We start from the raw sequence: 12,611 nt of genomic DNA on the forward strand, positions 1-12,611 counted from the left end.
TAGCTGAGGTAGGAACTAAACCCAGGACGCTTCAAATCTTCAGGTAGCGCCTTTTGCGACCGCCCAGTCGGACCCCTACCGGATATATATCCAGGGCTTTGAAATGCTGTCCTGCATCGCGCTGGTCGACGTAGTATCATGCGGCATCGCCAATCAGGCAGCCACCACCGCGAGTATGGAAGCGCAGAACCGGTTTCCTGGCGCCACATCACTCCGCAATGGAAAGGGCGATGCTTTTCGGCACTGCTTGTGGAATGCCCTGATGACGATGAGAATCGGTGCAGGTGCAGCTGAACGCATTGCTACTAACCACGAAACTGTCGCTCAGGGGCCAGCGGATGAGACCAACGTGGACTTGTATAACAATGCCCAAGGTCGATTTCTTGGATCTGCTTTCGCAAGTAGTGGCGACGAAGCTTCTGCTCTGAACCAGTGCGCCCTCTGGGCTAGAATTGGACTGCTATCTACACTTTCCTAGGAGAAGGGGGTTATGTTAATGAGACGCATGATGGCGCAGATAGGGCTCACTAGTATTGTTTCCCTATTACTCTCCTCTTGTAGTTTTGATGACCCATTGGCTTCTCATCTCGCGTCCGTAGGACGATCGGGACATGAAACCCCCGTTACTGAGTCCATCACACTGGAGGAACTCTACGGACCAGAGTGGACTGAGTTTTCGCTCGTGTGCCCATACACTCCGTATCAAACAGTCAAAGAAACACTTATGGCTGATGATCCCCCTGTTCCAGAACACGGCTTCTCCGATCATGAAAACTTCCTCTTTCTTAGAGGAAAGGGCGACAGCGAGAAATGGGTGAAGTTCTCTCGACAGGCTCTTGATCTGTGTTCTCCATCAAGTCCGTCTTCTTTAATCATGGAGTCAACGACAGTGGCTCTCAGTTTTTCTCTGGATAGTCCGGGTAGTGCTTGGATTCTCACCGGCTTGAACAAGTAGTCATATGGGCTCGCTGCCCGTTGAATCCAAGAAGCTGCAGTACACCCTGGACTGGTCAGATGCGGCCAAGATTGACTGGGGCACCATCATATTGTTTGGTTGCGGCATGATCTTCGGTGCTATGCTGGGCAGCTCCGGTCTAGCAGAAACTATCGGTTCCGGACTCAACAATATGTTGGGCGTATCTAGTGCCTTGGTCATCACTGCCATGGCGGTGTTGCTGGCCATCCTCATCTCTGAGACCACAAGTAATACCGCGGCGGCTGTCACTGTGCCGATTGTTGTTCCACTCGCCATGGCTGCGGGAGTGGACCCTGTTATCCGGCGATGGCCGCTTCCTTCGGCGCATCCTTTGGCTTTATGCTTCCAATTTCCACGCGGCAAAATGCCATCGTTTACGGCTCCGGCTGCGTTTCCATCGCGCGTATGATCCGCACAGGCGTCAGCTTCGACATAATCGGCGGCGCGCTGATTTTCTTCTTTCTCCCAACTGTTGCCGCCTTGGTAGGCATCGGATAGGGGATGAAGAAGACGTAGCTCTCGGCCGCCGTTATGACGGGTCGGGGGGCTAGCTCTGCAGGAAGGGGCTCTTCAATCGGCGCTATCGCTCAACGTTCAGCCCGGCACTCAACCGATCAATCCGAGCCCTTGTGCACTCGATGCCGCCATGTAGACTCCCACAATTGCCGCGATCCACAGCAACGTCACTTTCGCTTCATACTCCAGCCGACGGATGGCGCGCTCCAGACGAGGAAAGATAGCCGGCCCCGCTGCGCCTGCAATGGCAGCCATAAGAGTTGCCGGTAGGACCATGATGATGCAGTACCCCGCAATAAGCGCGACCTTGCCGCTAAACCCGAAAGACATAGACTGGATAATTCCCATTGCGCCCAGGTAAGGCAACATCGTCGCAGCCTCGACGACGGCAGCACCTAGCGCAAGCCCCACCATGCCGGTCGCACTCAGTGACGCGCCCCGTGCAAGGCGAGAAGCCCGACTCTTTGGTACTTCTGGGCCGGCGGTCTGCGCGGCTGCGGGCTTTTTTGGGTTTGGTGAGAACGCACCGAAGATGAAAAGCCCCGCGCCCAGTACAAGAGTCACCCACCGGAACCAATCAGTCTCGCTTACGCCAGAAAGTCTCGATACTGCTGCATCGAACCCTAATAGAAGCGCAATACCAAGGCCGCAGTAGGCCGTGGCGATCGTAGCGAGATAGGTGCCCAATAGGCCTAAACGTACTCGTCGCCACATAACAATCAGTGCAATAGGAATGACAAGGGTTCCTGCACTCAAACTATCTACGAGTGCAAGGCCAGCAAGGGGAAGGAAGTCTGACATGGAATTCTCCAGTAGTCGGGTGTTTGCGGGGAGTTTGACCTTAGATTCGCAAGAGGCCTCAATCCAGCGTCGTACGTTCGTATTAATCGCGGGCTTGGTACGATTGTACGAGGCGCAATGCGCGAGTGCAACTACACTTATGAATGGCTCATCGCATCTGAGCTACGCAAGATTGGAGCTCCATGTCCGTTGATCGCAACACACCCATCACCGGCACCGCCGCAATGATCGCTGATGCTGCTATTCGAGTGATGGTCAGCCAGGGCCTCGATGCCCTGAGCGTGCGCAATGTCGCCACTGAAGCTGGCGTCGCACCTGGGACTGTCCAGTACCAGATGGGTAAACGGGACGACATCATCGCGAAAGCTTTTGTCAGGTCGTTGCAGCGTCAGGAGTCGCGGGCCCTTACACAAACCGATGCGACGGATTTTCACGCGGCCTTCCACAGTCGTCTTGCTGAACTTTTGCCAATTGGACCTGTCCAGCGCGAGGATTCCGCTGTGTGGGTCATAGTGGGAGCTGCTGCCTCGACGCGTGAATGGCTGGCTGACTTATACGACGCCGAGGTGACGAAGTTTCGGGCGCGCGTTTCTGAAGGTCTCGAAGCAGCGCAACGTTTCGGAAAATTGGCCCGAGGGCTGTCGCCTGAGCAAGGTGCTCGTCTTGTCACTGCACTGGTCAACGGGCTGACGATCGACTACCTCAATGCTCCTGTGGACTCGTCGAAGCAGTTGCTGGCAGACCTTGCTTCGGGACTCGCGCTGATTGTAGAACCCGGTTCTCCTAAAGGCCAGAACGGAATGTAGGGGGCTGAAAGCCGTTAAAGACAAGAATGTGCAGGACAGAAGGGGCAAGCTTAGGAGCCTGAATTCTTAGGACTCTGCAGTTAGACGCCGCACGGCTTCGCGAATGACCTCGGGACGCTTGCAGAAGGCAAAGCGAACCTTGGACTTCCACGGCTCTGGGTTGTCCGTGAAGGCGGCCAGCGGGATGGCTGCCACGCCCTTTGTTGCGGGCAGCTGCATGCAGAAGTCCACGCCGGTCATTCCGGTGGGGGAGACATCGGCAACCACGTAGTAGGTGCCGCCGGTGTCGTGGACGTGGAAGCCCAATTTTTCTAGGCCTTCCACTAGGATACCGCGGCACTCTGCAAGCTCAGACACCATGCCGTCCAGCCATTCTTGTTCATAGCGCAGGGCATGCGCCACGGCCGGCTGGAAGGGCGTGGTGGAGACGAAGGTGGTGAATTGCTTGGCTTTGATGACGCCGTCGAGAAGCTTAGGCTCCGCAATGGCCCAGCCGGTCTTCCAGCCGGTGCAGTTGAAGGACTTAGCGGCAGAAGACACCGTGACGGTGCGCTCGGCCATCCCCGGCAGGGAGGCGATGCTGACGTGCTCGGTGCCGAAGGTGAGGTTTTCGTAGACTTCATCGGCTAACACGAGGAGGTCTTTCTCCACGCAGAGCTCGGCAAGCTCGGTGAGTGCCTTGCGGGAGAAGACCGAGCCGGTCGGGTTGTGCGGGGTATTGATGATGACCATGGCGGTCTTATCGGTCACGGCCGCACGTACCGCAGCAACGTCGATATCCCAGCTGTTGCCGGATTCCTTCAAGGGGACGGGGATGCGGGTGGCGTCGGCAAGCGCGATGGCGGCGATATAGGCGTCGTAATAAGGCTCGAGGACGATGACCTCCTGGCCGGGCTCCACGAGGCCCAAGACTGTTGCGGTGATGGCCTCGGTAGCACCGGCGGTGACCACGACGTGGTCCTGCGGCACGGAGTAGGCCTCCGCGATGGCGTCGACCAGTTCTGGGACCCCGCGTAGGGGAGCGTATTGGTTGTTGCCGCCGGCGATATTCTCCTGGGCAATCTCCAGCATGCGCTGTGGGCCATCGCTATCGGGGAAACCCTGGCCCAAGTTCACCGCGTCATGCTCCACAGCAAGCGCGGTCATGGTGGCAAAGATGGTTTCGCCAAATTCTTCAAGCCTGTGAACAGTCATTTAGAGCACCAACAGATCGTACTTCGTAGCCTTGACGTCAGTCAGACGCTTGCGTGCGCGCTCCAGGCGCTGCCACTGATCCTCCGGAATGGACTTGCGTGCAATCGTCACGGTCTCCGCGTCCGGGGTGCCCCAAGCAATTGGCATCGGGGTGATCTGCTGCCAATGGTCTTTATCGCTGCTGCTGCGCTGGCCGGAAACAGCGGCCACCGGGACCTTAGTTCCCACGGTGCGCTTGATGCCTGGAATGCTCGTGACCGTGCGCAGGCATGCGCCCCACCGCGGCGGCACCTTCGGGTCAACATTGGTGTTCACCAAGGCCATGAGGACCATGTCGCGCTCGTTGACCTCCGCTACGACGGCCGGGGCAAGCGGATAAGAATCATAGAGCTTTTGCGCCGTGCCGACCTTGCGCGAGGCCATGATGCCAACAACGGCGCAAAAGATTCCGAAGAGCACCATGCCGACGGCCAGCGTGATACGCCAGACGGCATCCATGCCGAAGTAAACGGCGAGGGCACCGAGGATAAGAACCAAGCCCATGATGAGGCCGGAATTGCGCAGGCGCGAGGAATCACGCAGGAGCTCGTTGTTCTTCTTGGCAAAGTCTTCGTTGACGTCAAACTTGAAAATCTTCATCAGCTCACAAGTCTACTTCGTCCACCAGCCGGTAGGCATAACCTTGCTCGGCCAAAAAGCGCTGGCGGTGCATGGCGTATTCCGCATCGATCGATTCGCGCGCCACCAATGTGTAGAAGGTGGCCTCCTGCCCGTCCTTCTTCGGACGCAGCAGGCGACCTAGGCGCTGGGCTTCCTCCTGACGGGAGCCGAAGGTGCCGGAAACCTGGATGGCCAGGGCGGCTTCGGGGAGATCGATGGAGAAGTTCGCGACCTTGGAGACCACCAGGGTGGGAAGCTCGCCCTCGCGGAATTGCTGGAAGAGCTTTTCGCGTTTGGCGGTGGAGGTCTTGCCGTCGATGACGGGCGCGCTGAGGTGCTCACCGAGCTCCTCCAGCTGGTCCACGTAGGCGCCGATGATGAGTGCTTGCTGACCTGCATGCTTCTTTAGCAGCTTGTCGACGGCCCGCAGCTTAGCGCTTGCCGACGCCGCAATCCTATACCTCTCCCGCGCCTGTGCCGTGGCATAGAGCAGGCGCTCCTCCTGCGTCATGTCCACGCGCACCTCGACGCAGTCCGCGGTGGCGATGTAGCCGGCGGATTCCAGTTCCTTCCACGGTGCGTCATATCGCTTGGGACCGATGAGCGAAAAGACATCGCCTTCGCGGCCGTCCTCGCGGATGAGTGTGGCGGTCAGTCCTAAGCGGCGGCGCGATTGCAGGTCGGAGGTCATTCGGAAAACTGGGGCCGGCAGGAGGTGCACTTCGTCGTAGATAATAAGGCCCCAGTCATGGGAATCGAAGAGCTCGAGCGCGCGGTATTCGCCCTTGGTCTTGCGGGTGACCACCTGGTAGGTGGCGATGGTAATCGGCTTGATTTCCTTCTTCTCCCCCGAGTACTCACCAATCTCCTCCGGCGTGAGGCTGGTGCGGCGCAGCAGCTCATCGCGCCATTGGCGCCCAGCTACGGTGTTGGTCACGAGGATGAGCGTGGTGGCCTGTGCTTTAGCCATGGCGGCAGCACCCACGATGGTTTTGCCCGCGCCACAGGGCAGGACCACGATGCCGGAGCCACCGGACCAGAAGGAATCGGCGGCGTACTGCTGATAATCGCGAAGCTGCCAGTCCACCTCCTCCGTACTCAGCGCGATGGGATGGGATTCGCCGTCGACGTAGCCGGCGCGGTCATCGGCGGGCCAGCTGGCTTTAAGCAGCTCTTGTTTGAGGCGCCCGCGCGCGGAGGGTGGAACGGCGATAGTGCTGTCATCGATGCGCGGGCCCAGCAACTCGCTGACTTTCTTGGTGCGCGTGAGCTCTTCGAGGATGACGGGCTCGTCCGATTCGAGGATGAGACCGTGGGCTGGGTGGGCCAGCAGGCGCACGCGGCCATAGCGCGACATGGTCTCGGCGACGTCGATCAGCAGTGCCTGCGGCACCGGGAAGCGGGAGTAGTTCTCTAAGACGTCGACGACTTGCTCAGCATCGTGCCCGGCGGCACGCGCATTCCACAGGGCTAGCGGGGTGATGCGATAGGTGTGGATGTGCTCGGGCGCGCGCTCCAGCTCGGCGAAGGGCGCGAGTGCCGCGCGGGCTGCGTCGGCTTGCGGGTGATCCACCTCGAGGAGGACAGTCTTGTCCGATTGGACGATGAGCGGTCCGGGCATGTCTGGGGCCTTTCTACTCTGTGCGTTAGGGAAGGGCTTAATCCCTGTCAGTGAAGCGGACGGAGGAAATGCGGTGAACCGGGAAGCGCACGGGTTTGCCCGCTGCGCCTAGGGCATCAATGTAGCCGCCCTCAACGGAGAGTGGTGTCACAGTCACGGTGCGGATATCGCCGCTTTTATCGGCATAGGAAATCACGATATCGGCGTGGAAGCGCGCGGCGGCGCGGGCCAGAGTGAGCGGATCTGGCTCCTCCTCCTGGTGTTGGCTCGGATCCTGCGCTGACTTCTGCAAAGCCTGAAGCGCCTGCTCCACCGAGGCGGGCTCGCGCTTGCGCGGCTTCGTGCGGGGCGTGGGCAAAAGGTAGGGCTCGGGGGCGACGGTAAGGGAAGCGCCGGATTCATCCTCCGGGGTGGGGGATAGGCCCTTTGCTCGCAGCTTCTCCAGCAGCTCGCCCACGCGCAGCTGCGATACCGCGACGGTGGGCGCGAGCAGGCGCAGACCGGGAACGGATGCGACGGCGAGCTCCAGGAGCGCGGGGTCCTCGCTGCGAAGGTATGAGACCGCCGGCCCGCTGCGGAGGGTGCCATGGCGCTTGGCGACGTCCCCGATGGCAAATTCCAACGCCTGCGGCACGCCCGTCGGGCAATGCTTTTCCAAAAAGTCGGTCATTTCCTGGGCGGTCAGACCCTGGTCCATGCCACGGCGAATGGTGGACTCGCTGATGCGGTACACGCTGGCCAAGCCTGGGGATTCGAGGTCAGCCATGGAGGCGAGGGTGCGGTGCGTGTCTGGCTCAAGGGGGCCGGGCACGAGGACGGTGAGATCTTGTTGGATGATGAATTCGCTGACGGTATCGGGGACGAGGCTGGCGGCCGCGGCGGAATCAGCCAGCACACTGGTAGCTTTGCCCAGCGCAATGGCACCGATCCATTCGGCTTCGGCGCGCAGATTCTCAATGGTCAGCGTGCGCGTGTGGCTGGCAAAAAGAGGGGAGCGAAAGCGCAGATCCTCCCAAAACTCTTCGTTGTTCAGCGCGACGGCGGAGTGAGCGTAGACACCCAGGACGAAGCTACGGAAGCGCGGCAGGCGGCGCACTGCGCTGTCGTCTGCGAGCACCCGAGTATCGCTCCATGTGGCCCAGGGGGAGGTACGCCAGGCGTCGAGAAGAATGCGCCACTTCTCCCCGAGATCGGCCTCGAGCCAGTCCTGGGAGCCGGTGGTGGGGGCGAGGAAATGGCCCTCTAAGCCATCAGGTTCGCCGCGGTGGAGAAGCCGGGCGTGGTGTCCTAGAGCAATAAGCCGCCCGACTTCTTCTTTATCCAAGTCGAGGTCCTTCGCCAACTGGTTGAGCGGGCGAACGCCCACCGAAGAATCCTTGAGCAGCGCGACCGGGTGGCTACCGAGCAACTCGATGAGCCTCTCCATGCCACGCACGGCCTCGAGGCCCGCCGCGGCACCGGCGTCGTCTGCCTTTGAAACCGGTTCCGGGGTGCCGGCGCGGCCCGAGGGAGTGGTGGGGATGGGAGGGGTTGCGTCCCCAACCAGTGCACGGGCGAGCGCGCGCGGCAGGCGTACCGAGTGGGCATTGATGCGCTCCAGGAAACCTTTGGCCAGCAGGCGCTTGGCGGGGTCGTCAGAGTTGATATCTGGCTCTGTGTCAGTGGTGTATCCCACGCCATCGCCCTTTGCCAATGCGTCGAGGATGTGGCGCTCTTCTGGAGTGAGAGCTTCGATGTCATGTGCGTCGAACTCGACTTGATTGCGCAGCGACCAGCCGGTGGGAAGCGAGCCCATGACGGCGGTGACGATGCGCACCTGCGGGGCGTTGCCGAAGACGAGGCCGCGCTCCTTGAGCTGTTTCGTGATTGTGGGGTTGGTGTCTTCCACCATGTCGACCTCGCCGCCGCGTTGTGCGATGTCCTCCAAGGCGGCGAGCTGCTCGGCGTTGCTTGCCGCCAAGGCATCCGCGACATGCATCGGAAGTGTCAGGCGCGAGGCCAGCGCATCGAAGTCCTTCGGCGCGGGGGAGAGAACATCGCTGCGGTTGCTCAACAGGGCGCGTAAGTCTTCAGCGGGTAGTTGGCTGAGCCATTCGCGGTAGCTCTCGGTGACGTGGGCGCGGTTTGAGGGGGAGGTCATGATGGCCATCAAGTTTAGTAGGCGGGGGAGGGATGGGGCCCTCGTTGGGTGATTAAGTTACTTTTCGGCGCAGGGTTTGGAATAATAAGGAGCATGTCGAATGAGAACAAAGGCTTCGTATCCCCGGCTTGGCCGAAGAACAGCCCCCGCGAGCACGTCATTACTGAGATCACTGCACCGTTTGCTGGCGCATCCAGCCCGTATGGTGACGATCTGATTCTGCCGATGCCGGCAGAGAAGCTGAACTACGTACACCCGTACACCCGCATCAACCGCTAAGTTGGCGCGCAGAAATCTGCGCTTCACTTAGCGAATGTGCTGAGCCTGACTGGCCTGCTTTCAGCCCCTCCGAGAATGTTCTCCTCGGTGGGGCTATACGTGTTTGTAATGTACTTGCGCCTCAACTAGTCGGCACGGGAACTAGTCGGCACGGGCTTGGGCTTTAAAGCCGTCGAGCAGCGTATCGATGAGCTGGGCTTGTATACCTGATAGGTAGTCGGTGCTCACTGGCGTTCTGGGCAGCGGGCGGGTGATGAGACCGATGCCGATGTGAAGTTCGAGTGGGGTGAGGGACTCGGGGCAGAGGCCTGCTTGCCGCGCGAGTTCGATCATCGGTTGGTAGATCGACTTCAGTTCTGCTGTGCGATGGGCAGCGATCTTCTGCGCGTCATCGTCTGAGAACGCAGCAGTGTTCATTTCGGCTGCCGCAGCTTGAACAACGGCGGCGAAGTTAAGGCCGGCGATGCGATGAATGATATCGCGCCAGGTGCCTTCGGGGTCCTCGTCGAAGCCTTGCAGGTGGCTGTCCACCTCTTCCTTGATGTTCGCTACCTCCGCGCTGGTGATGGCAACGATGAGGGAGAGCCGCTCGGGGAAGTGGCGTGAGACCGTGGCGACGCCCACGCCAGCTTTCTTGGCGATTGAGCGCATGGATACGCCCGGTCCCTCGGTGATGAGCAGCTGCCTGGCTGCTGCGACGATGGCTTGCTTGTTTTCTGCTGCATCTTGTCTCACGGCTTGCATCATATCAAACGGAACACTATGCTCCACTTTGTAAGTGAAACACTCTGTGCCGTTTGGAGGCTATGTAATGTCAGCGGTGAAAAGTCGGGAAAGAAAGCAGCCATCGGTTGCTGTGAAATCGATAGCTGCCATCGTGGGGATCCCCATCGTTATCGGTCTCATGCTGTGGGCATTCTTGGCGCCCACCTTTGCATCCGGGCCAGCCGGAGTGCCGATTGCGGTCTCTGTACCGGAGCCCATGCTCGATGGCATCTCGCAGAAGATTGAGAGCGCGGCTGGGGATGAGGCCCCGGAGATCGTCGTGAAGCACGGCGAGGCGGAGGTGCGAGACGCGGTGCTACAGCGTGAGGCTGTTGGCGGCCTCGCTATCTCTCCTCAGGGCGCGAATGCTTTCACGGCCGCGGGAAATGGTGCTCCCTACGTTGCGATGGTTGACGGTCTTGCGAGCCAGCTCGAGGCTCAGGGGATGACCGTGGAGAAGCGGGAGCTGGCACCGACGACGAAGGAGGACCCGCAGGCAAGCGGCATTGCATTGCTTGGCCTTCCGCTAGCTTTTGGTGGCATTATTTCCGCTGTCATTGCCACCTTTGCATTCCGTGGTAAGAAGTGGATCAAGATGGGAGTGCTCGTTGGTATCGCGCTGGTGGGTGCGCTTATTGCTACGTGGATGCTGCACTCGGTTTATGGAACCCTCGGTGGCAGCTTCGCTGCCGAGTGGATGGCCATTGCAGCGGGTATCCTTGCGACTTCTGCGGTGACCGCCGGCCTCGCGGGAGTGATGGGGGCCGCGGGCATCGGAATCGGTGCTGTGGCGACCATCTTCCTGGCGAACCCGCTGTCGGGTCTGGCGACGGGACCATGGCTGCTTCCTGCCGGGTGGTCGACGCTGGGGCAGTGGATGCCCATCGGCGCGACGGGCCACTTGGTCCGTTCACTGTCCTTCTTTGATGGCAATGGTGCCGTCCATGCGTGGTGGGCACTGGGGCTGTGGATCGTTGTCGGTCTAGTGTTGCTGGCCTTCGATAGGTCGCGCGCTAAGGAAGACGTTGCCGTTGAGGAAAAGGTTTAAGCAAAACCAAAAGAGACTGGATGGAGGACACCATCCAGTCTCTTTTTATGTAGTTAGAGTTTTGCTTTGATGTACCGTGCTTGCACGGCGCTGCGCGCTGCTTAGCGTGCAGCCAGAACCTGTGCCAGCGGGTCGATGACGTGGCGGTTGGCGGAGTAGAAGGCGTTGAAGTCGTGGCGGTTTGCCTTGTACTGCTCGGTGAAGGATGCCGGAATCGTCAAGCCGTACTGGGTGGCGGTGTCCTGGATGAGGGAGTAGAGGGCGTCGGAAGCCAGCTCATCGGTGGGCTCCTCAGCGGCCTCCTGAACGGCCTGCGGGGCGTCAGCCGGAGCCTCCGGAGCGGTCTTCTCCTCGGCCGGGGCTGCGGCTGCGCTTGCATCACGCGGGGTCGGGGCGGAGTTCAGGCCCAGGCTTGCGGAGCAAGCCGGCCATGCGCCCCAACCCTGCTGTGCCAGGGTGCGCTCGGCAACAACGATCTGCTGCTCGCGGGTTGCCAGGTTAGCGGTCGGAGCGAACTCACCGCCGCCGTAGGCCTGCCAGGTCTGAGCGTTGAACTGCAGGCCGCCGTGGTAACCGTTGCCGGTGTTGATGGCCCAGTTGCCGCCGGACTCGCACTGCGCGAGGCGGTCCCAATCGGAATCCGGTGCAGCGGCAGCGTTCGGTGCCATGATGGCTGCGGCGGCGCCCACGGCAACGGTGGAGGCGGCAAACTTGGTGGCGATGGACTTGTTCTTAGCGGAGTGGCGTCCCATTAAAGTATTCCTTCTCTAGGTTGTTCTTGCTTTCTCGCGCCCAGATGATGCCCAGTCCGGCATAGTGTCTTGCAGTTGATGTTCATAGTCATGCACATCATGTGCGGCCGCCTAGTGGAAGCCCGGACTGTGTCTGGGGCGAGACTTCCACGGCCGGCGGCCGAAGTGCCTGTGGGAAAGAGTAGCGGTTTATAACGAAACAGTCACGTTAAATGCTCCAAAACGGTAACACTCATGCCAATATATCTATGTTTCCCCTGTTCGCGGCGGGAATGTTAGCTACATCACACGTGTTATGGGTGTGGTTGATGGGGTGAACTCTGGGGCAAGTTTCTCTGGCGGAGCGTGGGGAGGTTAAGATGTATCTCTTTATAAGTTCCACGGATAGTTCCTCCGCGCGGCCGCTTCAGTATTAATTACGCCGCGCCTCCTCGTCCCGGAATGCTTGCGGCCTATAGGCCTGGCGCATGGCAGCGCCTAAGCTTTCTAAAGAGGAGAGACGGAAAGAAAGTGAGTGAAGAACCATGCCTATCGGCAAAGTGAAGTGGTATGACGCGGACAAGGGCTTCGGCTTTGTCAGCAACCCCGGCGATGAAGACGTCTACGTTGGCCGCAACGTGCTGCCCAAGGGTGTTGACGAGCTGTATCAAGGCCAGCGAATCGAGTTCGACTTCGCTGCTGGCCGTCGCGGCCCGCAGGCGCTGCGCGTGAAGGTCCTTGATTCCCCGCGCCGCCGCACCCCGGCCCGCAAGCCGGAGGAGCTGTCGAGCATGCTTTCCGACGTCATGACGTTGCTCGAAACCCAAGTACAGCCTGTGCTGAGCCAGGGCCGCTACCCAGATCGCAAGACCGGCCGTCAGGTGGCGGAGATTCTGCGCGCTATTGCCAAGGACTTGGATAGCTAAGGGGCGGCCTACATTCGTAGGCCGATGACTGAAAAGTGCCCTAGTTGCCAAAAGCTAGGCTGATTTTTCAATGATCAGCCCTAAGTTTGTTATGTCCATAGGGTTTTTGGACATGGAGTCCGGTGTCTTCTTGGACACGGAATCCATG

The 12,611-nt window shown here is 60.1% G+C and carries 13 protein-coding genes and 1 pseudogene; 7 read left to right on the forward strand and 7 right to left on the reverse strand.

Features of this window, described 5'->3' with window-relative positions; genetic code table 11:
• The first annotated feature begins 103 nt into the window (after positions 1-103).
• The 3 genes and pseudogenes from HMPREF2760_RS13205 (at position 104) to HMPREF2760_RS13040 (ending at position 1,474) form a co-directional block, all read left to right on the forward strand.
• Positions 104-478: a DUF6973 domain-containing protein gene (locus HMPREF2760_RS13205; RefSeq protein ID WP_371440614.1), complete on the forward strand. Its 375-nt coding sequence runs from the start codon at positions 104-106 to the stop codon at positions 476-478.
• A gap of 246 nt (positions 479-724) precedes the next feature.
• Positions 725-955, forward strand: coding sequence for a hypothetical protein (locus HMPREF2760_RS12725; RefSeq protein WP_144015057.1), 231 nt, complete (start codon positions 725-727; stop codon positions 953-955).
• A gap of 106 nt (positions 956-1,061) precedes the next feature.
• Positions 1,062-1,474 (forward strand): annotated as a pseudogene (locus tag HMPREF2760_RS13040) (anion permease).
• 108 nt (positions 1,475-1,582) lie between these two features.
• Here HMPREF2760_RS13040 and HMPREF2760_RS03115 read toward each other — a convergent pair.
• Positions 1,583-2,293, reverse strand: coding sequence for a GAP family protein (locus tag HMPREF2760_RS03115; RefSeq protein WP_070596602.1), 711 nt, complete (start codon positions 2,291-2,293; stop codon positions 1,583-1,585).
• A 182-nt stretch (positions 2,294-2,475) separates the two neighbouring features.
• On the opposite strand from HMPREF2760_RS03115, the gene HMPREF2760_RS03125 reads away from it, so the two are divergent.
• The gene (locus tag HMPREF2760_RS03125) at positions 2,476-3,099 is read left to right on the forward strand and encodes a TetR/AcrR family transcriptional regulator (protein WP_070531563.1); all 624 of its coding nucleotides are present in this window, start codon (positions 2,476-2,478) and stop codon (positions 3,097-3,099) included.
• Positions 3,100-3,165: 66 nt separating this feature from the next.
• Here HMPREF2760_RS03125 and HMPREF2760_RS03130 read toward each other — a convergent pair whose 3' ends face one another.
• From HMPREF2760_RS03130 to HMPREF2760_RS03145, 4 genes are read right to left on the reverse strand one after another with little or no spacing between them, the layout of a single operon-like run.
• Positions 3,166-4,293 (reverse strand): aminotransferase class I/II-fold pyridoxal phosphate-dependent enzyme, encoded by a 1,128-nt coding sequence (locus HMPREF2760_RS03130; RefSeq protein ID WP_070596603.1) that lies wholly within the window; start codon positions 4,291-4,293, stop codon positions 3,166-3,168.
• Positions 4,294-4,932, reverse strand: a complete 639-nt coding sequence (locus HMPREF2760_RS03135) for a DUF3239 domain-containing protein (protein WP_070596604.1) — start codon at positions 4,930-4,932, stop codon at positions 4,294-4,296.
• A gap of 4 nt (positions 4,933-4,936) precedes the next feature.
• Positions 4,937-6,574 (reverse strand): DNA repair helicase XPB, encoded by a 1,638-nt coding sequence (locus HMPREF2760_RS03140; RefSeq protein ID WP_070596605.1) that lies wholly within the window; start codon positions 6,572-6,574, stop codon positions 4,937-4,939.
• Positions 6,575-6,611: 37 nt separating this feature from the next.
• Positions 6,612-8,714, reverse strand: coding sequence for a helicase-associated domain-containing protein (locus HMPREF2760_RS03145; RefSeq protein ID WP_070596607.1), 2,103 nt, complete (start codon positions 8,712-8,714; stop codon positions 6,612-6,614).
• Positions 8,715-8,807: 93 nt separating this feature from the next.
• On the opposite strand from HMPREF2760_RS03145, the gene HMPREF2760_RS03150 reads away from it, so the two are divergent.
• Positions 8,808-8,993 (forward strand): hypothetical protein, encoded by a 186-nt coding sequence (locus tag HMPREF2760_RS03150; protein ID WP_070523044.1) that lies wholly within the window; start codon positions 8,808-8,810, stop codon positions 8,991-8,993.
• Between the two features lie 141 nt (positions 8,994-9,134).
• Here HMPREF2760_RS03150 and HMPREF2760_RS03155 read toward each other — a convergent pair whose 3' ends face one another.
• On the reverse strand, positions 9,135-9,737 hold the full coding sequence (locus HMPREF2760_RS03155) for a TetR/AcrR family transcriptional regulator (protein WP_227486299.1): 603 nt from the start codon (positions 9,735-9,737) through the stop codon (positions 9,135-9,137).
• 112 nt (positions 9,738-9,849) lie between these two features.
• Between HMPREF2760_RS03155 and HMPREF2760_RS03160 the strand changes: the two genes are divergently transcribed.
• Positions 9,850-10,806, forward strand: coding sequence for an ABC transporter permease (locus tag HMPREF2760_RS03160; RefSeq protein WP_232748464.1), 957 nt, complete (start codon positions 9,850-9,852; stop codon positions 10,804-10,806).
• A 101-nt stretch (positions 10,807-10,907) separates the two neighbouring features.
• Here HMPREF2760_RS03160 and HMPREF2760_RS03165 read toward each other — a convergent pair whose 3' ends face one another.
• Positions 10,908-11,558: a resuscitation-promoting factor Rpf1 domain-containing protein gene (locus HMPREF2760_RS03165; protein WP_070523053.1), complete on the reverse strand. Its 651-nt coding sequence runs from the start codon at positions 11,556-11,558 to the stop codon at positions 10,908-10,910.
• Between the two features lie 524 nt (positions 11,559-12,082).
• Here HMPREF2760_RS03165 and HMPREF2760_RS03170 point away from each other — a divergent pair.
• Positions 12,083-12,463 carry a cold-shock protein gene (locus tag HMPREF2760_RS03170; protein ID WP_070523056.1) on the forward strand — a complete coding sequence of 127 codons (381 nt, stop codon included), beginning with the start codon at positions 12,083-12,085 and terminating at the stop codon, positions 12,461-12,463.
• Positions 12,464-12,611: the final 148 nt, after the last annotated feature.

Origin of the sequence: Corynebacterium sp. HMSC065D07, assembly GCF_001810695.1 — a bacterium.
Taxonomy (GTDB): Bacteria; Actinomycetota; Actinomycetes; order Mycobacteriales; family Mycobacteriaceae; genus Corynebacterium; species Corynebacterium hesseae.